Source organism: Bradyrhizobium sp. AZCC 2176 (genome assembly GCF_036924645.1).
Taxonomy (GTDB): Bacteria; Pseudomonadota; Alphaproteobacteria; order Rhizobiales; family Xanthobacteraceae; genus Bradyrhizobium.
In genome coordinates this window covers 2,330,593-2,355,353 of record NZ_JAZHRX010000001.1, presented here as the reverse complement: position 1 = coordinate 2,355,353, position 24,761 = coordinate 2,330,593, and the positions used below count along the sequence as shown (strand labels likewise).

The following is a 24,761-nucleotide window of genomic DNA, read 5'->3' as shown; positions in this document are numbered from 1 at the left end:
TTACCAGTGGTTTTCCCCGTAGCTTTCCGGTTTGCCCGGCCCCACGTGCTTCGCAGAGTCATATAAGTCGGGTAGGAATTAGTAATCGGTGATTCGTCACCGGGCGCTGTTACAGGACATGGTCCTTTTCAAGGTCATGCCCAAGCATCGGGAGTCATGCGATGCCGCGTTTGTTTGCTGGACTGGAAATCCCGGCCGAGATCGGCCAGAGCCTTTCCAATTTGCGTGGCGGCCTTCCCGGCGCACGCTGGATCGATCCCGAAAATTATCACGTCACCTTGCGCTTCATCGGCGATATCGACGGCATGTCGGCGAATGAAATCGCCTCGATGCTGTTTCGGGTCAACCGCAAGCCGTTCGAGGTCAAGGTGCAGGGCCTGCAGAGCTTTGGCGGCAAGAAACCGCGCGCCGTGGTCGCTTCCGTCGAGCCGAGCCGGCCGCTGATCGAACTGCAGGCCGAGCTCGAACGGCTGATGCAGCGGATCGGGCTCGATCCCGAGGGCCGCAAATTCACGCCGCACGTGACGCTGGCGCGGCTGCATGATGCGTCGAGCCAGGACGTTGCCGATTATCTCTCGGTGCGCGGCTACTTTCCGAGCCGGACGTTTATGGCCTCGCGCTTCGTGCTGTTCTCGTCGCGCGCCTCCACCGGCGGCGGCCCCTATGTGGTCGAGGATTCCTACGCGCTGAGTGCGTGAGGCTTGGTGCGCGTCGCGTCCACCGCCGTCATCATCGCGAAAGCGGATGATCCAGTATACCAGAGATTCCTGCGATAGAGCCGAGGAGCTGCGGCGTACTGGATACCCGCCTTCGCGGTAAGTAGTGTTTGCATACCCCCAGCACCAATTCACGGCTTGCAATTTCCGCGCGCTTGGGGCCGAAAGGGGCCATGCTGTCGACAGACCCCACCTCGTTCCGCGCACAGTATCAGGTGCTGGTTTCCTCCGGAGCGATCGAGGCCGATCCCGCGCAGGCCGATGCCGCCGAGGCGTTTGCCGCGCTTGAGGAACGGCTGTCGAGCTACAAGCCGGCGCGCAAGCTAAGTCTGCTTGGCCGGTTGTTTGGCGACAAGGGCGAGCCGCCGCCGCGCGGGCTTTACATTCATGGTGAGGTCGGCCGCGGCAAGACCATGCTGATGGACCTGTTCTTTCAGCACTCACCGGTCCAGCACAAGCGCCGCGCCCATTTCCACGAATTCATGGCCGAGGCGCATGAGAAGATCTACGCTTATCGCCAGAACATCGCGCGCGGAGAAATCGCAGACGGCGACGTGATCGAGCTGACGGCGAATGCGATCTTCGACGAAGCGTGGTTGTTGTGCTTCGACGAATTCCACGTCACCGACATCGCCGATGCCATGATCCTGGGGCGGCTGTTCTCAAAACTGTTCGAGCTTGGCACCGTGGTGGTGGCGACCTCGAACGTCGCGCCCGAGGACCTCTACAAGGGCGGCCTCAACCGCGCGCTGTTCCTGCCTTTCATCAGGCAGATCGAAGACCGCATGGACGTGCTGCGGCTCGATGCGCGCACCGATTTCCGGCTGGAAAAGCTCGCAGGCGTGAAGATGTGGCTGGTGCCGCCGGACGATGAAGCGGGCGCCGCACTCGACCGTGCCTGGCGCAAGATGACCGGCAATGCGCCGTGCAAGCCGCGCGACATCACGATCAAGGGCCGTATTCTGCGCGTGCCCTGTTCGGCGCACGGCATCGCGCGTTTTTCCTTTGCCGATATCTGCGAAAAGCCGCTGGCCGCATCGGATTACCTGCGGCTGGCGCACGACTATCACACCATCCTGATCGACCGCATTCCGGTCATGGATTACCCCGATCGCAACGCCGCCAAGCGTTTCATTTCGCTGATCGATACGCTTTACGACAACGCCGTGAAGCTGATGGCCTCGGCCGAGGCCGATCCGGTGTCGCTGTATCTGGCGACCGAGGGTATCGAGGCCAACGAGTTCAAGCGGACCTCGTCGCGGTTGATTGAGATGAGCTCGGAATCCTACCTGGCGCTCCCGCACGGCCGGAAGGACTCTGCGGCAAGCGGGTCGAGCACGGGGCTGGTGGAGACCTGATCCGTCATTCCGAGGCGCGCGAAGCGCGAACCTCAGGTCCGCGATTGCGCACCGGGAAATCCAGAAGTTGTGGCGCGAGATTCCGGGTTCGATACTGCGCATCGCCCCGGAATGACAGTGCTTCGTGGCATACCGGACCGAAATCCAGGCGGGGCCTTAGAATTGGGCACGCTCCGGCTTGAACCGGTCATTCGAAAGGGATAACCAGCCACCCAACTTCCTCGTCCACCCTCATCTTCGTCTCAGAAGGACAAATTTCCCATGGCGCGCGACAAGATTGCTTTGATTGGCTCCGGTCAGATCGGCGGAACGCTGGCTCACCTCGTTGGCCTGAAGGAGCTCGGCGACGTCGTGATGTTCGACATCGCGGAGGGCGTTCCCCAGGGCAAGGCGCTCGACATCGCGCAGTCTTCGCCGGTCGACGGTTTCGACGCCAACCTCACCGGCGCCAATTCCTACGAGGCGCTTGATGGCGCCAAGGTCTGCATCGTCACCGCCGGCGTGCCGCGCAAGCCCGGCATGAGCCGCGACGATCTCCTGAGCATCAATCTCAAGGTCATGGAACAGGTCGGCGCCGGCATCAAGAAGTATGCCCCGGACGCGTTCGTCATCTGCATCACCAACCCGTTGGATGCGATGGTGTGGGCGCTGCAGAAGGCTTCCGGCATGCCGCACAAGAAGGTGGTCGGCATGGCCGGCGTGCTCGATTCCGCGCGGTTCCGCTATTTCCTGGCCGATGAATTCAACGTCTCGGTCGAAGACGTCACCGCCTTCGTGCTCGGCGGACACGGCGACACCATGGTGCCGCTGACGCGCTACTCCACCGTCGCCGGCATTCCGCTGCCTGATCTGGTCAAGATGGGCTGGACCTCGCAGACGCGCATCGACGAGATCGTCGACCGCACCCGCAATGGCGGCGCCGAAATCGTCAACCTCCTCAAGACCGGCTCGGCCTTCTACGCGCCCGCGGCGTCTGCGATCGCGATGGCGGAGAGCTACCTGAAGGACAAGAAGCGCGTGCTGCCCTGCGCCGCCTATCTCAACGGCGAATACGGCGTGAAGGACATGTATGTCGGCGTTCCCGTTGTCATCGGCTCGAAGGGCGTCGAGCGTATTGTCGAGATCGAGCTGGCCGGCAAGGACCGCGAGGCCTTCGACAAGTCGGTCGGTGCCGTTCAAGGCTTGGTCGATGCCTGCAAGAAGATCGCGCCCGATCTGTTGGGTCGTTGATTTTGTTCGGCTTTCGCCCCTTCGCGGGGCGGAGGCGTTTTTCAGGGTTGCAGTTCTGTTGGTATATGGTATGCCAACTACCAATGCCGGTGAACTGTAGAACTCGCCGCTAAGGGTTTTGGGGAGCGTCCAGATGAATATCCATGAATACCAGGCCAAGGCGTTGCTGCATGAATTCGGCGTGCCGATTTCGCGCGGCGTGCCTGTGTTGAAGGCCTCGGATTCTGATGCTGCCGCCAAGCAGCTCCCCGGCCCGATCTGGGTGGTGAAGAGCCAGATCCATGCCGGCGGCCGCGGCAAGGGCAAGTTCAAGGAAGCTTCCGCCGGCGACAAGGGTGGCGTGCGCATCGCCAAGTCGGTCAGCGAGGTCAACGAATTCGCCAAGCAGATGCTGGGCGCGACCTTGGTCACGATCCAGACCGGCGCGCACGGCAAGCAGGTCAACCGCCTCTACATCGAGGAAGGCTCCGACATCGACAAAGAGTTCTATCTCTCGATCCTGGTCGACCGCGAAACCTCGGAAGTCTCGTTCGTCGTCTCGACCGAAGGCGGCGTCAACATCGAGGAAGTCGCGCACAACAACCCCGAGAAGATCGTGACCTTCTCGGTCGATCCGGCGACCGGCATCATGGGCCATCACGGTCGCACGGTCGCAAAAGCGCTCAATCTCTCCGGCGATATCGCCAAGCAGGCCGAAAAGCTGGTGGTGCAGCTCTACAACGCCTTCACCGCCAAGGACATGGCGATGCTGGAAATCAATCCGCTTGTTGTCACCAAGCAGGGCCAGCTCCGCGTGCTCGATGCGAAAGTGTCGTTCGACGACAACGCCATGTTCCGCCATCCCGAAGTAGCCGCCTTGCGCGACGAGACCGAGGAAGACGCCAAGGAAATCGAGGCGTCGAAATACGATCTCAATTACGTGGCGCTCGACGGCACCATCGGCTGCATGGTCAATGGCGCCGGCCTTGCCATGGCGACGATGGACATCATCAAGCTCTATGGCATGGAGCCCGCCAACTTCCTCGACGTCGGCGGCGGCGCCAGCAAGGAGAAGGTCGCCGCAGCGTTCAAGATCATCACCGCCGATCCCAACGTGAAGGGTATCCTGGTCAACATCTTCGGCGGCATCATGAAATGCGATATCATTGCCGAAGGCGTTGTCGCGGCCGTCAAGGAAGTCGGCCTGAAAGTGCCGCTGGTGGTCCGCCTCGAAGGCACCAATGTCGGTGCCGGCAAGAAGATCATCAGCCAGTCCGGCCTCAACGTGGTGTCGGCCGACAATCTCGATGACGCCGCACAGAAAATCGTGAAAGCCGTCAAGGGAGGCTAGCGATGGCTGACCATCTCGCCGCACCGACACCGCTGGAAGAACACCGCAAGCTTGAGGTGTTTGCGGGCGAATGGGCCGGCGAAGAAATGGTTTATCCGTCGCGCTGGACCGCGGGCGGACCTGCGACCTCGCATGTGGTCGCGCGCGTGGATCTCAATGGCTTCTATTTGATCCAGGACACCCGCCAGATGCGCGACGGCAAGGAGACCTTCGCCACCCACGGCGTGTTCACCTACGACCGCGAGGACCGGACCTACAAATTGTTCTGGCACGATTCGCTCGGCTACTATTCGCCGGCGCCGGCCTCCGGCGGCTGGGCCGGCAAGTCGCTGATCCTCGTGCGCGGCTCGCTGCGCGGCAACGCGCGCCATGTCTACGAGGTCGTCGACAACGACAACTACTCCATGAAGATCCAGTTCTCGCCTGATGCCGAAGGATGGGCCGACGTGCTCACCGGCGTCTACCGGCGGATTCACTAAGTTCATCGTTCATCGTTCCCGGTCACCTACGAAAGCGTTCGCAACCATGTCCGTTCTGATCGACAAGAATACCAAAGTCATCTGCCAGGGTTTTACCGGCAAGAACGGCACGTTCCATTCGGAAGCCGCGATCGCTTACGGCACCCAGATGGTCGGCGGCACCTCGCCGGGCAAGGGCGGTTCGAAGCATCTGGACCTGCCCGTGTTCGACACCGTCGCCGAAGCGCGCGAAAAGACCGGTGCGGATGCTTCCGTGATCTACGTTCCGCCGCCGGGCGCGGCGGATGCGATCTGCGAGGCGATCGATGCGGAAATTCCGCTGATCGTCTGCATCACGGAGGGCATTCCGGTGCTTGACATGGTGCGCGTCAAAAGATCGTTGAGCGGATCGAAATCGCGCCTGATCGGGCCGAACTGCCCGGGCGTGATGACGGCGGGCGAGTGCAAGATCGGCATCATGCCGGCCAACATCTTCAAGCCCGGCAGCGTCGGGATCGTTTCCCGTTCGGGCACGTTGACCTACGAAGCGGTGTTCCAGACCACCCAGGAGGGCCTCGGCCAGACCACCGCGGTCGGCATTGGCGGCGATCCGGTCAAGGGCACCGAATTCATCGATGTGCTGGAAATGTTCCTCGCCGACCCCAAGACCACCTCGATCATCATGATCGGTGAAATCGGCGGGTCCGCCGAGGAAGACGCGGCCCAGTTCATCAAGGACGAAGCCAAGCGCGGCCGGAAGAAGCCGATGGTCGGCTTCATCGCCGGCGTCACCGCCCCTCCCGGCCGCCGCATGGGCCATGCCGGCGCCATCATCTCCGGCGGCAAGGGCGACGCCGGGTCCAAGACGGCGGCCATGGAAGCCGCCGGAATCACGGTTTCGCCGTCGCCGGCACGGCTCGGACATACCTTGGCCGAAAAGTTGAAGTCTTAATTCAATTCTTGGTTCTTTTCGGGGCGAAGTTTCGCATTAGATAGGGTAAAGGGTACTTTATCCCGCTGATCCGGTTTCCGGATCGGCGATGCGCCGTCTTCCACGCGCAAACCGAAAATCACCAGGACGCCACCATGTCTCGCCAGGACGCGAATGCAGCATTTGCCCTCTCTTCGTTTTTGCAGGGCACCAACGCCACCTACATCGACGACCTCTACGCCCGCTACGAGCAGGACCCCGCGTCCGTCGAGAGCGACTGGCAGGAATTCTTCAAAAGCCTGAAAGACACCCCGGCCGACGTCCAGAAGAACGCCGACGGCGCCTCCTGGAGCCGCGACAACTGGCCGCTCACGCCGCGCGACGAACTGACCTCGGCGCTGGACGGCAACTGGGTCACCGTCGAGAAGGCGGTCGGCACCAAGCTTGCCGCCAAGGCGCAGGTCAGGGGCGCTGAACTGTCGGCCGCCGACGTCAACCAGGCGACGCGCGATTCGGTCCGCGCCCTGATGCTGATCCGCGCCTATCGCATCCGCGGTCATTTCTACGCCAAGCTCGATCCGCTCGGGATCGAGGCGCCGCGCGACCGCGAAGAACTCGATCCGCGCACCTATGGCTTCACCGACGCCGATTTCGACCGCAAGATCTTCCTCGACCACGTGCTCGGCCTCGAATACGGCACGCTGCGCGAGATCGTCGCGATCTGCGAGCGCACCTACTGCCAGACGCTCGGCGTCGAGTTCATGCACATCACCAACCCGGCGCAGAAGGCCTGGATCCAGGAGCGCATCGAGGGGCCGGACAAGGAGATCAGTTTCACCCGCGAGGGACGGCGCGCGATCCTGAACAAGCTGGTCGAAGCCGAGGGCTTTGAGAAGTTCTGCGATCTCAAGTTCACCGGCACCAAGCGCTTCGGCCTCGACGGCGCTGAATCGCTGATCCCGGCGCTCGAGCAGATCATCAAGCGCGGCGGCAATCTCGGCGTGAAGGAGATCGTGCTCGGCATGCCGCATCGCGGCCGGCTCAACGTGCTGACCCAGGTGATGGGCAAGCCGCACCGCGCGCTGTTTCATGAATTCAAGGGCGGCTCCGCCAACCCGGATGCAGTCGAAGGCTCCGGCGACGTCAAATACCATCTCGGTGCGTCGTCCGACCGCGAGTTCGACGGCAACAAGATCCATCTGTCGCTGACCGCCAACCCGTCGCATCTCGAAATCGTCGATCCCGTCGTGCTCGGCAAGGTGCGCGCCAAGCAGGACCAGCATGGCGATCCGCCGGACATGCGCATTTCCGTGCTGCCGATGCTGATGCATGGCGACGCGGCGTTCGCCGGCCAAGGCGTCGTGGCGGAGTGTTTCAGCCTGTCCGACCTGAAGGGCTACCGCACCGGCGGCTCGCTGCATTTCATCGTCAACAACCAGATCGGCTTCACCACCTATCCGCGCTACTCGCGCTCCTCGCCCTATCCGTCCGACGTGGCGAAGATGATCGACGCGCCAATCTTCCACGTGAACGGCGACGATCCGGAAGCGGTGGTGTTCGCAGCCAAGGTCGCGATCGAATTCCGGCAGAAGTTCCACAAGCCGGTCGTGATCGACATGTTCTGCTATCGCCGCCATGGCCACAACGAGGGCGACGAGCCGGCATTCACCCAGCCGGTGATGTACAAGCGCATCGGCTCGCATCCGTCGACGCTGGAGATTTACGCCAAGCGGCTGATTGCCGACGGCGTGATGACCGAAGGCGAGGTCGAGAAGGCCAAGGCCGACTGGCGCGCGCGGCTCGATGCCGAGCTTGAGGCAGGCTCCGGCTACAAGCCCAACAAGGCCGATTGGCTCGACGGCAAGTGGGCCGGCTTCAAATCCGCCGACCAGGAAGAGGATGCGCGGCGCGGCGTCACCGGCGTCGACGTCAATATCCTCAAGGATATCGGCCGCAAGATCACCAAGGTGCCGGACGGCTTCCGGGTTCACCGCACCATCCAGCGCTTTCTGGAAAACCGTGCGAAGGCGATCGACAACGGCGTCGGCATCGACTGGGCGACCGGCGAGGCGCTGGCCTTCTGCACGCTTATGCAGGAAGGCCATCATGTCCGGCTGTCGGGGCAGGACTCCGAGCGTGGCACCTTCTCGCAGCGCCATTCGGTGCTGATCGACCAGGAGGACGAGAGCCGCTACACGCCGTTCAACCATCTCGGCCACGATCAAGGCCATTACGAGGTCATCAACTCGCTGTTGTCCGAAGAGGCGGTGCTCGGCTTCGAGTACGGCTATTCGCTGGCCGAGCCGAAGGCGCTGGCGATGTGGGAAGCGCAGTTCGGCGACTTCGCCAACGGCGCCCAGGTGCTGTTCGACCAGTTCATCTCGTCGGGCGAGCGCAAATGGCTGCGCATGTCCGGCCTCGTCTGCCTGCTGCCGCATGGCTATGAAGGGCAGGGGCCGGAGCATTCCTCGGCCCGGCTCGAGCGTTTCCTGCAGATGTGCGCCGAAGACAACATGCAGGTGGTGTATCCCACGACGCCTGCGAACTACTTCCACGTGCTGCGCCGCCAGTTGCATCGCGAAATCCGCAAGCCACTGATCGTGATGACGCCGAAGTCGCTGTTGCGGCACAAGCGCGCGGTCTCGCGGCTCGACGAACTGGGCGCGGACACCACCTTCCACCGCATCCTGTACGATGACGCGCAGATGCTGCCCGACGAGAAGATCAGGCTGGCGCCGGACGACAAGATCCGCCGCGTCGTGCTGTGCTCGGGCAAGGTCTACTACGATCTGTACGAGGAGCGCGAAAAGCGCGGTATCGACGACATCTACATCCTGCGCGTCGAGCAGCTCTATCCGGTGCCGCTGAAGGCGCTGGTGCAGGAGCTTGGTCGCTTCAAGAACGCCGAAGTGGTCTGGTGCCAGGAAGAGCCGCGCAACATGGGGGCATGGCACTTCATCGAGCCCTATCTCGAATGGGTGCTGAACCAGATCCACGCGCCGAACCGGCGGCCGCGTTACGCGGGCCGCGCGGCGTCGGCGGCAACCGCCACCGGTTTGATGTCGAAGCACCAGGCGCAGCTCAAGGCGATGCTGGACGAGGCGCTGAACTAACAAATTTCTTTGGTCGTCATGCCCGGGCAAAAGGCGCGAAGCGCCGTCTTCGCCCCAAATGTCCCGGGCATGAGCGGCCTTTTGTTCGAGATCGTTTTGAGGCGTGGATGGCCGGGACGGCCATGACGCAAAGAGGAAACTATACCATGACTGAAATTCGTGTTCCGACGCTCGGGGAGTCCGTGACGGAAGCCACCATCGGCCGCTGGTTCAAGAAAGCCGGCGACGCCGTCGCGGTGGACGAGCCGTTGGTCGAGCTTGAGACCGACAAGGTCACCATCGAGGTCCCGGCGCCATCAGCCGGCGTGCTCGGCGAGATCGCGGCCAAGGACGGTGAGACGGTCGCCGTCGGCGCGCTGCTCGGGCAGATCAATGACGGCGCGGCCGGCGGCGCCAAACCGGCGGCAGCCGCGCCGCCCAAGGCCGCCGCCCCGGCGGCAGCGCCTGCCGCTGCGGCTCCGAAGGCAGTGGCATCCGATGCGCCGCTGGCGCCGTCGGTTCGAAAACTCTCGGCTGAAAGCGGCATCGATGCCGCAACCGTTCCAGGCTCCGGCAAGGACGGCCGCGTCACCAAGGGCGACATGCTTGCCGCGATCGAGAAGGCGGCTTCCGCGCCGACGCCGGTCAATCAGCCGGCGGCGTCCGTGCAGGTGCGCGCGCCGTCTCCGGCTGACGACGCCGCGCGCGAGGAGCGCGTGAAGATGACGCGGCTGCGCCAGACCATCGCGCGGCGGCTGAAGGACGTGCAGAACACCGCCGCGATGCTGACGACCTTCAACGAGGTCGACATGACGCACATCATGGCGATGCGCACACAATACAAGGACGTATTCGAGAAGAAGCATGGCTCGAAGCTCGGCTTCATGGGCTTCTTCACCAAGGCCGTCGTGCAGGCGCTAAAGGACATCCCGGCCGTCAATGCCGAGATCGACGGCACCGACCTGATCTACAAGAACTACTACCACATCGGCGTCGCCGTCGGCACCGACAAGGGCCTGGTCGTGCCCGTGGTGCGCGACTGCGACCACAAGTCGATCTCCGACATCGAAAAATCGATCGCCGATTTCGGCCGCCGCGCCCGCGATGGCCAGCTCAAGATCGACGAGATGCAGGGCGGCACCTTCACCATCACCAATGGCGGCATCTACGGTTCGCTGATGTCGACGCCGATCCTCAACGCCCCGCAGTCCGGCATCCTCGGCATGCACAAGATCCAGGAGCGGCCGATGGTGGTCGCCGGCAAGATCGAGGTGCGCCCGATGATGTACCTGGCACTATCCTACGATCACCGCGTGATCGACGGCAAGGAGGCGGTGACCTTCCTGGTCCGTGTCAAGGAAAGCCTGGAAGATCCGGCGCGGCTGGTGCTGGATCTCTAACGCCACCGGCTTTGCCAGCGCCGGTGCGAAAGGCCCGGCGCTGCAAGCCATGGATCGATGCGCGCTGACTTGTGGGGGGCTGATGTGACGGACAAGGTTGTTGTGATCACCGGCGGCAGCCGCGGCATCGGCCGCGCTACCGCGCTCGCTGCCGCCGCGCGCGGCTTCCGCGTCGTGGTCGGTTACGCCAGCAATGAGGCCGCGGCGAAAGAAGTCGTCTCGCAGATCGAGCGCAAGAACGGCAAGGCGATCGCGGTGAAATGCGATGTCGGCAGCGAGGCGGACATTCTCGCGCTGTTCAAAGCCGCCGACGAATTCGGAACGCTCGGCGCGCTCGTCAACAATGCCGGCATCGTGGGGCCCTCGGCACGCGTCGAGGACATGTCGGCCGAGCGCATCCAGCGCATGATGGCGGTCAACGTCACCGGCAGCATCCTGTGCGCGCGCGAGGCGGTGAAGCGGATGTCGACCCGCAAGGGCGGCGAGGGCGGCGTCATCGTCAACCTTTCCTCGGTCGCGGCGAAACTCGGCTCTCCCAATACGTATGTCGATTATGCGGCCTCCAAGGGCGCGGTGGATTCCTTCACCGTCGGCCTCGGCCATGAAGTCGCCGGCGAGGGGATTAGAGTCGCTGCGATCCGCCCAGGGCTGATCGACACCGAGATTCACGCGAGCGGCGGCGAGCCCGATCGCGCGCACCGGCTCGCGCATATGGTGCCGATGCAGCGGGTCGGCACCGCGGATGAAATCGCCAACGCCATCGTCTGGCTGATCTCGGACGAGGCTTCCTACGTCACCAGCGCCATCCTTGATGTCTCGGGTGGGCGGTAATACCTGACACGTTTCTCAGCTACAGGACTTCATCATGGCTTCCTACGATCTCGTCGTCATTGGCACCGGCCCGGGAGGATATGTCTGCGCGGTGCGCGCGGCGCAACTCGGCATGAAGGTTGCCGTGGTCGAGAAGAACGCAACGCTCGGCGGCACCTGCCTCAATGTCGGCTGCATGCCGTCGAAGGCGCTGCTGCATGCCTCCGAAATGTTCGAAGAGGCCGCGCACTCCTTTGCCAAGATGGGCGTCAGCGTTTCCGCGCCGAAACTCGACCTGCCCTCGATGATGAACTTCAAGCAGCAGGGCATCGACGGCAACGTCAAAGGCGTCGAGTTCCTGATGAAGAAGAACAAGATCGACGTCATCAGCGGCAAGGGCAAGATCCTCGGTGCCGGCAAGGTCGAGGTCACGGGCAGCGACGGCAAGGCGCAGACGGTCGAGACCAAAAACATCGTCATCGCCACCGGCTCCGATATTGCGCGGCTGAAGGGCATCGAGATCGACGAGAAGCGCGTCGTGTCGTCGACCGGTGCGCTGTCGCTGGAGAAAGTGCCGGAGAAGCTCCTGATCATCGGCGCGGGCGTGATCGGGCTCGAGCTTGGCTCGGTCTGGAAACGGCTCGGCGCCGAGGTCATGGTGGTCGAATTCCTCGATCGCATCCTGCCCGGCATGGATGGCGAAGTGGCAAAGCAATTCCAGCGCATCCTCGAAAAGCAGGGTTTTGCATTCAGGCTCGGCGCCAAGGTCACCGGCGTCGATACGTCGGGCAAGACGTTGAAGGTCAGTGTCGAACCAGCAGTCGGCGGACCGGCAGAGACGTTCGAAACCGATGTGGTTCTGGTTTGCATCGGCCGCGTGCCCTACACCGACGGGCTCGGCTGCAAGGAGGCCGGCATCGCGCTCGACAATCGCGGTCGCGTGCAGATCGATGCGCATTTCTCGACCAGCGTGAAGGGCGTCTATGCGATCGGCGACGTGGTGGCGGGGCCGATGCTCGCGCACAAGGCCGAGGACGAGGGCGTTGCCTGCGCCGAGATCATTGCAGGGCAGGCGGGCCACGTGAACTACGATGTTATCCCAGGCGTCGTGTATACCACGCCGGAAGTGTCGTCGGTCGGCAAGACTGAGGAAGAGCTGAAGCAGGCGGGCGTCGCCTACACGTCGGGCAAGTTTCCGTTCACCGCCAATGGCCGCTCCAAGGTCAACCAGACCACTGACGGTTTCGTGAAGATTCTCGCAGATGCGAAGACCGATCGCGTACTTGGAGTGCACATCGTCGGCCGCGAAGCCGGCGAAATGATCCACGAAGCCTGTGTTCTGATGGAGTTCGGCGGCTCTGCCGAAGATCTGGCGCGCACGTGCCATGCCCATCCGACCCGCTCGGAAGCCATCAAGGAAGCCGCGCTTGCGATCGGCAAACGCGCCATCCATATGTGATCGATATCCGGTACATACCGGGTAGGAGCGTGGTCACAGAAGCAGGTATCCGTTTTCTCGAAAAGATCGTGCTTTAAACAAAGAAATAGAGCGGAGCGACCAATCAATGGACGTCATTCCGCTCTAGAGATTCCGACTGATGATGCGCCGCCTGTTACAGCCGTTCTGGGTCCTGCTTGCGGTCATCTTCCTGATCGAAGCCTGGCTGTGGGATCATCTCGAGCCGATCGTCGAGCGCATCGTTGCGCTGATTCCGCTTCGCGCCTTCAAGCAATGGCTGTCTGATCGCGTCGATACGCTGTCGCCGGCGATGACGCTGATCGTGTTTGCCGTACCGGTGATTCCGCTGTTTCCGCTCAAGCTGGTCGGCCTCTGGCTGCTGGCGCATGAATATTGGCTCAGCGCCGCCATCGTCATCGTGTTCGGGAAATTCGTCGGCGTCGGCGTCACTGCCTTCATCTTCGATGTGACGCGCACAAAGCTCCTGCAGATGGCGTGGTTCAACAAGACCTATGAATTCATCATGGCGATGCGCGCCAAGGCGGCCGCCCTGGTCCAGCCGATCAGGCAGCGCCTCCGGGAAATCCTGCGTGGCGACGGCGATAGCTGGTCATCGCGCACGCTGCGGCTGATCGCGCGTTTCAGGAAGAGCGTGCACGAAGCGCGGTAGTTCCCTTGCTGTCGTCGCCCGCTTGACCGGGCGACCCAGGGCGGATTCAACCCAGAGACAGTAGTGTTTGAAGCCGAGAAGCCGCGGCGAACTGGATCACCCGCTTTCGCGGGTGACGACGACGGAATTAGCCCGCTCAATGCAAATGCAAGAGATGCGGCGCGTAGAGGCCGAGGCCGGTAATCGCGATGCCCGCGAGCGCCAATGCGCCTGACACCCAGGCCAGCACGATCATGCCGGTGATGATGGTGGCGGAAGCCAGCACGATGCCGATCTGAAAGGCGGCCGAGGCGATTTCGTAGTGGTGATACTTCGCGGTCGCCTCATCGCGCTCGTGCTCGGCGTGCTTGGCGCGCTTGGCGAGTTCTTCCGAACCTTCGCCGGTTTCCGGCTCCGAACGGTAACGCTGCGCGGTCTTGTTCCAGTCGTCGATCTGTTTCTGCAGCGCCGCCTTTGCCGCATCGTCACCGACCGTTCCAAGGCTGAGCTTGGCGTGCTCGGCGGTGGCCTGCACCACGGTGCGGCGGATGCTCTTGGCCTGAAAGAACGCCCACAGGTTCGACGCCTCGACGTTCTTGCTGATGGCCTCGGTCTGCGCGCCCTTGCCCAGCGTTTCCGACAGCGCTAGAAACAAGGCGATCACGGCGATCAGCAACGCGATCTTCTTGTTCGAGCCCGAAGCGTGCTCGGCATGCTCCGCATGCTCCATGCTTTCATGTGCGCCCATGTTGTCCCTCTCCAGTGAAATCCAGCTCACGATTGCCGAACGGCCTGTTCAAAGCAAGCGTCAAGCCGCTATTTGAACTGTTGCTTTGAGGGATTTTTTTGTCAGTCCTTTTACGCCTTCAATATGACAACTGCTGATTTCCTTGCAGCGAGCGACGCGATGGGCCACAAACGGAAGTCGCGCAATAACGCATATGCCAAGTGGTGACGTCGGTTCAGCATGACGCCCTGCGCGGAGCATTGCTGTTAACGTATGCGCCGTCGCCAATCGCTCGGCGTTTCTCCGGTCAGCTTCCTGAACGCCGCGGCGAAGGCCGTCTGGGAGGCATAGCCAAGCGCCGCGGCGACCGAGACGACCGACTCGTCGGTGTCGCGCAGCATGTTCATGGCCTGCTCGAGGCGGTGCTGGCGCAGCCAGGCATGCGGCGAAAGCCCGGTGCTCTCCTTGAAGGCACGACAGAAGTGGAAGCGCGACAGGCCGGCCTCTGAAGCGAGAGCGGCGAGCGAGACGTCCGCTTCGCTGTCCGAGCGCAGGCGTTCGATGGCGCGGAGCAGGACCTTCGGCGACAGCCCACCCATGGTCGGCTGGGACGGCGTTGGCAAGCCAGTGTGCGCAGCCAGGAGGCGTGTGGCCAGGAGGTCCGTCAGCTGCTGCCTGAACAGCGTTTCCAGGGCCCCATTGCCCTCCAGCGCATCGGCCGCGCTCAAGAGCAATCGGGATGTAATGGGGTCGGGATGCGCCGTTCGCTCCAGGAGATCGATCGGTGTGGCCGTATCGGCCTCGCGGGCAACGCGCTCAAGCGTTCTGTGCGGAAGATAGAGTTGAACGACATGCATGGGCTGGTGAATGTCCCACCGGGAGGTCGAGCCGGCTGGGATGACCGTCACAACCCCGGGACGCGCCGTCGTAATCGCTGCTGATTTACCGGTGCGCCGCTCCAGCCGCTGTGAGCCGGCAGGGTAAGTCATAATGACGTGATCAGCCATTGGCTCCACGACGTCGTGCAGGGGATCATGCTTCCAATAGGCGATCGCGCCACTGGACGGATCGGAAGCCATGCGAAGTGGCGCGGTCTTGAGCACGCGTGCCATCTCCACATCGGCAGGACGCCCATCGGTAATCGGCGAGTTGCTCTGGCGCGCCCCAGACTTGGCCGGCGGATCTTCCGAAGGATCGCGCAGGATCGGCTTATTCATGATCCAATACCAAGTTGCGGTGGCGATGGAGCCCTCGCCGCGATGGCGCGAGCAAGTAGGTGGGGCGGTCGCTGACCTGATGGCGGAACTTACCTCAGCAAACTCCTCACGTAAACTAGCTGACGGATAGTGTGATCTATCCGCTACGGTGTAGCGGAAGAACACATAATTGGCCGAGCTATCCGCAGAACCTGCGAAACCCCGGGCGATTGGCGGAGGCGCAGGCGATAGCAGCAATCGCTCTATAGCGACGGCAATCGCTCTGGGGCAGCGGCACGCCAGGTTCGCTAGAGATCGTCGTGCTCACGCTGAGAGAGCGACACACGAACTCAAGGGACCGATCCTATGATCTCCGTCACCACCAACGATGGCGTCCAGATTTTCTATAAGGACTGGGGGCCGAAATCCGCCCAGCCGATCGTTTTTCACCACGGCTGGCCACTGACCGCCGACGACTGGGATAACCAGATGCTCTTCTTCGTCAGCAAGGGCTACCGTGTCATCGCCCATGATCGCCGGGGTCATGGCCGTTCGATGCAGGTGAGTGACGGCCACGATATGGATCACTACGCAGCCGATGTCGCGGCCGTCGTAGAGCACCTCGATCTTCGGAATGCCATTCACATCGGTCATTCCACGGGCGGCGGCGAGGCCACGCGTTACGTTGCACGCCATGGCAGAAATCGCGTGGCGAAGCTGGTCCTGATCGGTGCGGTGCCGCCGCTGATGTTGAAGACAGAGGCCAATCCGGGTGGCTTGCCCATCGAAGTGTTCGACGGCCTACGCCAGCAGCTCTCTGCCAACAGGGCGCAGTTCTACAGAGACTTCGCGAGCGGTCCATTCTATGGCTATAACCGCCCGGGCGCAGAAGCATCGCAGGCCGTCATCTGGAATTGGTGGCGCCAAAGCATGATGGGCAGCGCCAAGGCCCACTATGATGGCATCAAGGCTTTCTCGGAAACGGACTTCAGCGAGGACCTGAAAAGCATCACCCAGCCCACGCTCGTCCTGCATGGCGGTGACGACCAGATCGTACCCGTCGACGACTCCGCGCCCCTGTCGGCGAAGCTACTGAAGCACAGCACACTAAAAATCTACGATCTTCTGCCACACGGCCTGTGCACGACACATGCCGACTTCATCAACGCCGACATTCTCTCCTTCATCTCGGCCTAGTCGGCGCCGATCAGCAACAGCGGGAGACAAATATGACCTGGAAGAGCCTCGCCAGCCCACTTGCAATCAAATCGCGACGTAGGGTCGTTGCCCCTGCCGTCTTCTACGGCCTCTCTCTGGCCGTTCGCTTCACTTCCGCGGCGGGCGAGGAGGTGGAAGTCGCGCCGCACGTCATGCAAACGCCGCGCCCGCTGGTTTCGATGATGACCAAGGCTGGGTCCGGTCTTCCCTACCAGGACTGGAGTCCGAAGGGGTCTGCGCCGGCTGCTTTTCGAGACGGCTGGCCGCTGAGTTCGCTGTCACGCTGCATCGCGCCTTAAGACCAGCATTCACTTCACCTCTCGTAGCGCCGCCGAACGCTGCCCTCAACGGAGCAGCGGCGGTAGCGCGCAGACTTTCGACAAGTGCAAACCAAGGAGCAAACCCATGCGACTAGCCATTATCGGCGCCGGCTTCGCCGGCATGTACGCCGCCCTTTCCTCCGCCCGCCTGCGCGACATTCACGGCGTTTCGCCTGACGATCTCGAAATCGCACTGATCGCACCGGAGCCGACGCTGGTGGTCCGCCCAAGGCTCTATGAGCCGAGGCCGGAAACCCTGACCGCGCCGCTGCTTGACGTCCTCAAGGCGATCGACGTCGACTACATCCAGGGCAGCGCCGAGACGATCAACACCGATGCTCGAACGGTGCAGATCACGACTCCAAAGGGCCCGCGAAAGACTCTGTCCTACGACCGTCTCGTGGTGGCCACCGGCAGCCGCCTCTTCCGCCCCAACATTCCGGGCCTTGCCGAGCACGGCTTCAGTGTTGACTCGCTCGATGACGCAATCGCGCTCGACAAGCATCTACACAGCCTGGCCGACCGGCCGGCCATCAACGGGCGGGATACCGTCGTCGTCGCCGGCGGCGGCTTCACCGGCATCGAGGCAGCAACCGAGCTGCCCGCGCGCTTGCGCGAAATCCTTGGCAACGACGCCAAGACCCGCGTGATCATCGTCGACCGCAACAGTGCGATCGCTCCCGACATGGGCGAAGGCCCTCGCCCGGTGATCGAGGAAGCGTTGCGCAAGCTCGGCGTAGAGACCCGGCTCGGGGCTGGCGTCGCCTCGCTCGACAAATCCGGCGTCACCCTGTCGACCGGCGAACGCATCGAAACCGAGACAGTGGTCTGGGCGGCCGGCATTCGCGCCGCGCCGTTGACGGCGCAGATTCCCACCGAGCGCGACAATTTCGGCCGCCTGCTGGTGGATCGCGATCTGCGCGTGCCGGGTGTCGCCGGCGTCTTCGCCACCGGCGATGCTGCGCGGGCCGCATGCGACGACGAAGGCAACTACGCGCTGATGTCGTGCCAGCACGCCACGCGGATGGGCGCCTTTGCCGGCAACAATGCCGCTGCCGAGCTCCTGGGCGTTCCGACCAGGCCGTATCACCAGAAGGCCTACGTCACCTGCCTCGACCTCGGCGAAGCCGGCGCTCTGTTCACGCGCGGCTGGGAGCGCAAGATCGAGATGGTCGGCGACGTCGCCAAGAAGACCAAGCAGGAGATCAATACTGTCTGGATCTACCCGCCCCGCGCCGAGCGCGCCGCGGCGCTCGCGTCGGCCGATCCGGAGCGCGTGACCAACCTCTAGACACCCCAAGCGATGGCGGCCGCGCTCCCCTGGCTGCGCGGCCTGCTCAACCAAGACCAGCCAGAACCAAGACCAACCAGGCGCCTTTACCATGAAACAGGAGACGAACATGAACCTGCATAACACCTCATACCCCGTTACATCGGGACCCGAAGAGCTCGTTCCGTCGCGCTACGCGCTGAAGGTTGGCGACATTGACGTGCTGGTGGTCAGCGATGGCGTGCTGCCGCTCCCAACCCAAATGTTGGGACACAACGCCGACCCGGCCGACCGCGCGGCCTGGCTGAAAGACATGTTCCTGCCGCAGGACGCGTTCGACTGGGCGCTGAACGTGGTCGTGGTGCGTAGCGGCGGCAAGACCATCCTCATTGACGCTGGACTAGGGTCCGATCCGGACTTGAACTTGCCGCGGGCCGGCCAGTTGATCAAGCGACTGGAGGCCGCCGGCATCGATCTTGGGTCCGTGACCGACCTGGTGCTGACCCACATGCACATGGACCACATTGGCGGGCTGCTCGTCGAGGGGGTGAAGGAGCGACTGCGTAAAGACCTGCGGATCCACGTGGCGGCCGCCGAGGTCAAGTTCTGGGAGTCGCCCGATTTCTCCCACACCTCCATGCCGCAGGGTTTCCCGGATGCGCTTCGGTCGGCCGCCAAGCGGTTCGTGAGCGAGTACGGGAGCAACCTGCGGACGTTCGATGAGGAGCACGAGATTGCGCCAGGCGTGGTCGCCCGTCGCACCGGCGGTCACACCCCCGGGCACAGCGTGGTCCGCGTGGCGTCCGGCGGCGACGGGCTGACGTTCGCCGGCGACGCAGTGTTTACTGTCGGGTTCGAGCAGCCTGACTGGCACAACGGTTTCGAACACGACCCCGAAGAGGCGGCGCGCGTTCGGGTCCGTCTTTTGCGGGAGCTGGCCAAGAGCGGCGAGATGCTGGTGGCCACTCACCTGCCGTTCCCGTCCATCGGCCGGGTGGCGGCCGACGGCGACGTCTTCCGTTTCGTACCGGTCTTCTGGGACTACTGACCGCTCGTTGGGCAAGGCCGAACCAGGGCGCGTATGAATTCGCGCCCTGGTTCAATACCTCGCAACCACTGAGCCGCTGAAACCGAAGCGGTCGTTTATGCCCGCTTTGACCAACTTCGAACTTTACAGATGAGTCGAACGAACATGCAGAACGAAAGAGTCATGATCATAACGGGCGGCAGCTCCGGCATCGGTCGGGCGGCCGCGCTCCGTTTCGCCAACCAGGGCGACAAGGTGCTCATCACCGGCCGCCGCGCCGGCCCCGTCGAGCAAACGGTGGCGGAGCACAAGAATATCGCGGGCATCGTTGCGAATACCGCCTCTGCTGAAGACGCCAAGCGGACCATCGCCACGGCGGTCGACAACTGGGGCCGAGTGGATGCGCTCGTCAACAACGCCGGCGCGGGCGCCATCCTTCCGTTATCGGATGCGACAGCCGATCGGATCATAGACATCTTTTCCGTCAATGTGCTCGGTCCGAGCCTGCTGGCCCGCGCCGCCCTTCCTCACCTGAAGGCGACGCAGGGCACCATCATCAACATCTCCTCGACCTTCGGTCACCGGCCGGCGGCGGGACTATCCCACTACGCCGCCAGCAAGGCGGCGCTGGAACACTTGACCCGCTGCTGGGCGCTCGAACTCGCGCCGCTCCGAATAAGGGTGAATGCGGTCGCGGCCGGGCCCACGGAATCCGGCGCCTTGACCGGGATGATGGGGCTATCTGCGGAACAGGCAGAAGCCGTCAGGGAAGACGAGCGCGCACGGATTCCGCTCGGTCGGCGCGGCGTTCCCGACGACATCGCGGAATGGATTGTCCAGCTTGCGGGTCCCGCCTCGCAATGGCTGACGGGCCAGGTTCTCGCCGTCGATGGCGGCTTGGGACTGGCTTAGGTTTCCGCGCGGCTCATTGCGGTCCCGAACTAATTTACTTCTCTTTCCGATTAAGGGGCGATAGTTCGGGTGAGTTAGAGCGTTTCCCAGCGAAGTGGAAACCGGTTTGCGTCAAGAAAACGCGTCAAAACAAGAATCTAGAGCCCCGTTCCGATTCAATCGGGACGGAAAAGGCTCTAGTCTGGGCGCCCAAAGCTGCGGTGAGCAACACCAAATACGTCGCCGACATCGCCGGCCGCACCGTTAAGGTGACGACGCCCGTCTATGATCGGCTGAAATTCTTGCCAGTCGTCCGCGTGGAGGTCGGCCGCGGATCGGACTATGTGTACCGGATTGAGTATCTAGCCAATTAGAGCGGGATGAGATCAGGCCGCGCCGTGACGACGGGCTATCTCGTGCTCTGGACGCAAGCGGCCTGAGTGCTGCGAACCGGGTCCATTCTACTTTGCATGGGGTTGTTTTCGATATTTTGTGTCTGGCCCGCGTTACCCTCGCGGGTGCGCGCTCTTGTACACTTGCAGCAGCCGCTCGCTGTCGATGCCGGTGTAGATCTGCGTGGTCGAGAGCGAGGCGTGGCCGAGCAGTTCCTGGATCGCGCGCAAATCGCCGCCGCGGCTGAGCAGGTGGGTCGCGAAGGAATGCCGCAGCGCGTGCGGGGTGGCGCTGTCGGGCAGGCCGAGCGCGCCGCGCAGCCGCTCCATGGTGAGCTGGATGATCCGCGGGGAAAGCGGTCCGCCGCGCGCGCCGACGAAAATAGGTCCGGCGGGAGGCAAAGAATGCGGGCACATCGCAACGTAGTCGGCGATCAGCGCCAGCACGTTCTGCAGCACCGGCACCATCCGGGTCTTGTTGCCCTTGCCGGTGACGATGAGGACGTCGCCTTCGCCCGGTTTGGGCACGTCGCGCCGTTTCAGTCCCAGCGCCTCGGAGATGCGCAGGCCTGATCCATAGAGCAGCGCCATCACAGCAGCGTCGCGCGCCAGGATCCAGGGATCGCGCCCCTCGCCGGCGCGCTCGTCGGCATCGGCAAAACGCTTGGCGGTGGCCATCTGGATCGGCTTCGGCAGGCTCTTGGCAACCTTGGGCGCGCGGATGGCGGACAGGGCTCCGACCTTGCCTTTGCCTTCGCGTTCGAGATAGCGCCCGAATGAACGCAAGCCCGCCAGCGCCCGCATCAGCGAACGCCCGGCAATGTCGTCGGCGCGTCGCATCGCCATGAACGCCCTGACGTCGGTGGCCTCCAGCGCCGCGAACCCCTTCAGCGTGACCCTCCTGCCCCAGTGCTGGCTGAGGAAAATGAGGCATTGGCGGAGGTCACGGGCGTAGGCTTCGAGCGTCTTTGGCGACAGCCGCCGCTCGGCGCGCAGATGCGTCAGCCAGCGCGCCATCTCCAGCGCGAGGCCCTCGTCGGCGCATTCGAGTTCGATCGATTGGAGTGCCGGAACTTCCCTGGCCATCATCCCTGCCTTTGAAGCTTGCCTTGAAGCTTCTCTTGAAGCCTCTCTTGGAGACGGTAATTCAACGCATTATATCGCACCTCTTTCGTTTACCGTTCGCTAACTTGGCGGCGTGGCGCTAGCCTTGCCCCGGACACCTCCAGCCTGATTCCCCGATGGACCACACCACTCGCAGCAGCACCTTATCCGCATCGGCGATCCGCGTCGTCGACGTGCTAGTGCCGGTCGCGCTCAATCAGAATTATTCCTACCGCGTGCCGCGCGGCATGGAGCTCAAGCCCGGCGACGTCGTCTGTGTGCCGCTCGGTCCGCGCGAAGTGGTGGCGGTGGTGTGGGCGCAGAATGCCAATCCCGATCCGCGCCTGCACAACCGCCTGAAGGATGTCGGCGAAAAGCTCGATGTGCCGCCGCTGAAAGAGGAACTGCGCGGCCTCGTCGATTGGGTCGCCAATTACACGCTGTCCGCGCGCGGCATGGTGCTGCGCATGGCGTTGCGGATGGGCGAAAATCTCGGCCCCGAGCGGATGCGCCTCGGCGTGCGGCTGGTGGGCGAACCGCCTCGGCGTCTGACGCCGGCCCGGCGGCGCGTGATCGAGGTGCTGTCGGACGGCCTGCTGCATGGCAAATCCGAAGCGGCGCGGGAAGCCGGGGTCAGCGGCGGCGTGGTCGATGGCCTGGTCGACGAGGGCACGCTTGCCGTCGAGGCGATGCCGCCGCCGCTGGCGCCGCCCGCGCCCGATCCGTCCTTCGCGCAGCCGGAGTTTTCTCCGCAGCAACGCACGGCGGTCGATGCGATGCGCGCGCTTGCTGCCAATGGCAGCTTTCACGTCGCGTTGCTCGACGGCGTCACCGGCTCGGGCAAGACCGAAGTCTATTTCGAGGCGATTGCGGAAATTATCCGGCGCGGCAAACAGACGCTGATCCTGATGCCGGAGATCGCGCTGACCGGCCAATTCCTCGATCGTTTCGCCCAGCGCTTCGGCGTGCGTCCGCTGGAATGGCACTCCGAATTGACGCCGCGCACGCGGCAGCGCAATTGGGCGGCGATATCGGCGGGCGAAGCGCCGGTCGTGGTCGGCGCGCGCTCGGCGCTGTTTCTGCCCTATGCCGATTTGGGCCTGATCATCGTCGATGAGGAGCACGACCAGGCCTACAAGCAGGATGACGGCGCGCACTACCACGCCCGCGACATGGCAGTGGTGCGCGCGCATATCGCCAAAATTCCGATCGTGCTGGCGTCCGCGACGCCGTCGGTCGAAACCGAGGTCAACGCGCGCAAGGGGCGTTATCAGCGCGTCGCGCTGCCGTCGCGCTTCGGCGGCCAGCACATGCCGCATATCGAGGCGATCGATCTGCGCCGTGCACCGCCGCCGCGCGGCCGCTTCGTTTCGCCGCCGCTCGCCGAACAGATTCAGTTCGCGATCGAGAAGCGCGAGCAGGCGCTATTGTTCCTCAACCGCCGCGGCTACGCGCCGTTGACACTGTGCCGCGCCTGCGGGCATCGGTTTGCCTGCACGATCTGCGACGCCTGGCTGGTGGATCATCGTTTTCGTCAGCGGCTGATCTGCCACCATTGCGGCTTCTCGATGCCGCGCCCGAACATCTGCCCGCATTGCCAGGCCGAGCAATCGCTGGTCGCGGTCGGCCCCGGCGTCGAGCGGCTGCAGGAAGAGGCGGCGTCGCTGTTTCCGAACGCGCGCACCATGGTGCTGTCGAGCGATCTGATCACCTCGATCGAGACCATGCGCAGCGAACTCAATGAAATCGCCGAAGGCCGCGTCGACATCATCATTGGTACCCAACTGGTGGCGAAGGGGCATAACTTTCCGCGGCTCAATCTGGTCGGCGTCGTCGATGCCGATTTGGGCCTCGGCAATGGCGATCCGCGCGCCGCCGAGCGCACTTTCCAATTGCTCAACCAGGTGATTGGCCGTGCCGGGCGCGAGCAGGGCCGCGGCGTCGGCTACCTGCAGACCCATCAGCCCGAACATCCCGTGATGAAGGCCCTGGTCGCGAGCGACCGCGAAGCGTTCTATGCCAGCGAGATCGAGGCGCGCGATCGCGCCGGCTATCCACCGTTCGGCCGGCTCGCCAGCCTGATCATCTCCGCCGGCGACCGCCCGACCGCGGAAGGCTTTGCGCGAAAGCTTGCCGCGGTGGCGCCGATCGACGAGCGCATTCAGGTGTTGGGGCCTGCCGAAGCGCCGCTTGCGGTCATCAAGGGCCGCTACCGGTTCCGGCTTTTGGTGAAGTCGCTGCGCAATGTCGACCTGTCGGAATATTTGCGCGAATGGCTGACCGCCGGGCCGAAGACCAAGGGCAACCTGAAGCTCGAAGTCGACGTCGACCCGCAGAGCTTTTTGTGAATCCGTTCGTCATTCCGGGATGGTCCGCAGGACCAGACCCGGAACCTCGAGATTCCGGGTTCGACGCTGCGCGTCGTCCCGGAATGACGGAGCGAGAAGTGAAAAAGCCTGCCGTCATTTGCGACGGCAGGCTTTTGTTGCCGCGGGAAGTTCCGCGACGGTTACGCAACGCAACGCTTACTCGATCTGATGGACCGGAAAACGGCGCGAGAGGCGCGCGCGTTAAGAGACGACCTCGGCGGTGACGTGGCCGACGCCGGCACCGGTCAGGCCGATGGCACGGGCAGCGCCCGTGGAGAGGTCGAGAACGCGGCCCTTGATGAAGGGGCCACGGTCGTTGATTGTCACCACGACGCTCTGGCCACGATGGGTCACCCGGAGCTTGGTGCCGAACGGCAGCGAGCGGTGGGCCGCGGTCATGGCGTTCTGATTGAAGCGCTGACCGGAGGCGGTTCTGCTGCCGGATTCATTGCCGTAAAAAGAAGCCTTTCCCGAGAAGCCGTGCCCGGAGCCGGACGAGCCGATGGAGGCATTGGCGTCCATCCAATTGCTCTTGGCCTTGTGGGCGTGATGGGAATGGTGGCGGTGATGCCTGGATTTGGCGGAAGCCTCGGAGACGGTGCCTCCGACCAGGAGAGTTGCGGCGATCAACGCGAGCGCCGTACGCGACCGGGTTAGAGTTCCCGGCGCCGCTTTATTGGTATGCAACATTAAACTAGTCCCTCAGATAGTATTTGCCACATACGTGACAAATGGAACCCCCGTCCCAACTTCAGGGTGGCCGTTTGATGAGGCAATGAGGCATGAATTGGGCAGTAAATCGGGAACGTATCGT

At 63.3% G+C, this 24,761-nt stretch carries 22 protein-coding genes; 18 read left to right on the top strand and 4 right to left on the bottom strand.

All coding sequences use genetic code 11. The features are described from left to right. Positions 1-161: 161 nt before the first annotated feature. The 11 genes from thpR to V1288_RS10765 all read left to right on the top strand — a co-directional run bounded on the left by thpR (position 162) and on the right by V1288_RS10765 (position 13,454). Positions 162-698 carry an RNA 2',3'-cyclic phosphodiesterase gene (gene thpR, locus V1288_RS10815; protein ID WP_057861536.1) on the top strand — a complete coding sequence of 179 codons (537 nt, stop codon included), beginning with the start codon at positions 162-164 and terminating at the stop codon, positions 696-698. 191 nt (positions 699-889) lie between these two features. Then, positions 890-2,074 (top strand): cell division protein ZapE, encoded by a 1,185-nt coding sequence (gene zapE, locus V1288_RS10810; protein WP_334357028.1) that lies wholly within the window; start codon positions 890-892, stop codon positions 2,072-2,074. Positions 2,075-2,335: 261 nt separating this feature from the next. Next, complete coding sequence (gene mdh / locus V1288_RS10805) at positions 2,336-3,304, top strand: malate dehydrogenase (protein WP_334357027.1); 969 nt, start codon at positions 2,336-2,338, stop codon at positions 3,302-3,304. A gap of 133 nt (positions 3,305-3,437) precedes the next feature. Continuing rightward, positions 3,438-4,634, top strand: a complete 1,197-nt coding sequence (sucC, locus tag V1288_RS10800) for an ADP-forming succinate--CoA ligase subunit beta (RefSeq protein ID WP_334357026.1) — start codon at positions 3,438-3,440, stop codon at positions 4,632-4,634. Between the two features lie 2 nt (positions 4,635-4,636). Then, the gene (locus V1288_RS10795; RefSeq protein ID WP_334357025.1) at positions 4,637-5,113 is read left to right on the top strand and encodes a DUF1579 family protein; all 477 of its coding nucleotides are present in this window, start codon (positions 4,637-4,639) and stop codon (positions 5,111-5,113) included. A gap of 46 nt (positions 5,114-5,159) precedes the next feature. Continuing rightward, on the top strand, positions 5,160-6,044 hold the full coding sequence (gene sucD / locus V1288_RS10790) for a succinate--CoA ligase subunit alpha (RefSeq protein WP_334357024.1): 885 nt from the start codon (positions 5,160-5,162) through the stop codon (positions 6,042-6,044). Between the two features lie 134 nt (positions 6,045-6,178). Beyond that, positions 6,179-9,136: a 2-oxoglutarate dehydrogenase E1 component gene (locus V1288_RS10785; protein WP_334357023.1), complete on the top strand. Its 2,958-nt coding sequence runs from the start codon at positions 6,179-6,181 to the stop codon at positions 9,134-9,136. Positions 9,137-9,282: 146 nt separating this feature from the next. Continuing rightward, a complete protein-coding gene (gene odhB / locus V1288_RS10780) occupies positions 9,283-10,515 on the top strand; it encodes a 2-oxoglutarate dehydrogenase complex dihydrolipoyllysine-residue succinyltransferase (RefSeq protein ID WP_334357022.1) in 1,233 nt (410 codons plus the stop codon). Between the two features lie 84 nt (positions 10,516-10,599). Next, a complete protein-coding gene (locus V1288_RS10775; protein ID WP_334357021.1) occupies positions 10,600-11,346 on the top strand; it encodes an SDR family oxidoreductase in 747 nt (248 codons plus the stop codon). Between the two features lie 34 nt (positions 11,347-11,380). Next, positions 11,381-12,784, top strand: a complete 1,404-nt coding sequence (gene lpdA, locus V1288_RS10770) for a dihydrolipoyl dehydrogenase (protein ID WP_334357020.1) — start codon at positions 11,381-11,383, stop codon at positions 12,782-12,784. A 139-nt stretch (positions 12,785-12,923) separates the two neighbouring features. Continuing rightward, the gene (locus V1288_RS10765; protein WP_334357019.1) at positions 12,924-13,454 is read left to right on the top strand and encodes a hypothetical protein; all 531 of its coding nucleotides are present in this window, start codon (positions 12,924-12,926) and stop codon (positions 13,452-13,454) included. 136 nt (positions 13,455-13,590) lie between these two features. Here V1288_RS10765 and V1288_RS10760 read toward each other — a convergent pair whose 3' ends face one another. Both V1288_RS10760 and V1288_RS10755 read right to left on the bottom strand, forming a co-directional pair. Next, positions 13,591-14,181, bottom strand: coding sequence for a DUF4337 domain-containing protein (locus V1288_RS10760; protein ID WP_334357018.1), 591 nt, complete (start codon positions 14,179-14,181; stop codon positions 13,591-13,593). A gap of 245 nt (positions 14,182-14,426) precedes the next feature. Next, a complete protein-coding gene (locus V1288_RS10755) occupies positions 14,427-15,377 on the bottom strand; it encodes a helix-turn-helix transcriptional regulator (protein ID WP_334357017.1) in 951 nt (316 codons plus the stop codon). Positions 15,378-15,722: 345 nt separating this feature from the next. Here V1288_RS10755 and V1288_RS10750 point away from each other — a divergent pair, with 345 nt between their 5' ends. From V1288_RS10750 to V1288_RS10725, 6 genes are all read left to right on the top strand, one after another. Beyond that, a complete protein-coding gene (locus tag V1288_RS10750) occupies positions 15,723-16,553 on the top strand; it encodes an alpha/beta fold hydrolase (RefSeq protein ID WP_334357016.1) in 831 nt (276 codons plus the stop codon). 32 nt (positions 16,554-16,585) lie between these two features. Next, entirely contained in the window at positions 16,586-16,873 is a 288-nt protein-coding gene (locus V1288_RS10745) for a hypothetical protein (RefSeq protein WP_334357015.1), read from the top strand. Between the two features lie 106 nt (positions 16,874-16,979). After that, positions 16,980-18,185 (top strand): NAD(P)/FAD-dependent oxidoreductase, encoded by a 1,206-nt coding sequence (locus V1288_RS10740; RefSeq protein ID WP_334357014.1) that lies wholly within the window; start codon positions 16,980-16,982, stop codon positions 18,183-18,185. A gap of 109 nt (positions 18,186-18,294) precedes the next feature. Beyond that, positions 18,295-19,212 carry an MBL fold metallo-hydrolase gene (locus tag V1288_RS10735; protein ID WP_334357013.1) on the top strand — a complete coding sequence of 306 codons (918 nt, stop codon included), beginning with the start codon at positions 18,295-18,297 and terminating at the stop codon, positions 19,210-19,212. Positions 19,213-19,341: 129 nt separating this feature from the next. Further along, positions 19,342-20,103, top strand: a complete 762-nt coding sequence (locus tag V1288_RS10730) for an SDR family NAD(P)-dependent oxidoreductase (protein ID WP_442893937.1) — start codon at positions 19,342-19,344, stop codon at positions 20,101-20,103. Positions 20,104-20,303: 200 nt separating this feature from the next. After that, the gene (locus V1288_RS10725) at positions 20,304-20,456 is read left to right on the top strand and encodes a hypothetical protein (protein ID WP_334357011.1); all 153 of its coding nucleotides are present in this window, start codon (positions 20,304-20,306) and stop codon (positions 20,454-20,456) included. Positions 20,457-20,588: 132 nt separating this feature from the next. On the opposite strand, the gene V1288_RS10720 is transcribed toward V1288_RS10725, so the two are convergent. Then, positions 20,589-21,560 (bottom strand): tyrosine recombinase XerC, encoded by a 972-nt coding sequence (locus tag V1288_RS10720; RefSeq protein ID WP_334357010.1) that lies wholly within the window; start codon positions 21,558-21,560, stop codon positions 20,589-20,591. 155 nt (positions 21,561-21,715) lie between these two features. Between V1288_RS10720 and V1288_RS10715 the strand changes: the two genes are divergently transcribed. Further along, entirely contained in the window at positions 21,716-23,926 is a 2,211-nt protein-coding gene (locus V1288_RS10715; protein WP_334357009.1) for a primosomal protein N', read from the top strand. Between the two features lie 222 nt (positions 23,927-24,148). Here the strand turns inward: V1288_RS10715 and V1288_RS10710 are convergent, their stop codons facing one another. After that, positions 24,149-24,637 carry a septal ring lytic transglycosylase RlpA family protein gene (locus V1288_RS10710; protein ID WP_334357008.1) on the bottom strand — a complete coding sequence of 163 codons (489 nt, stop codon included), beginning with the start codon at positions 24,635-24,637 and terminating at the stop codon, positions 24,149-24,151. Positions 24,638-24,761 lie beyond the last annotated feature (124 nt).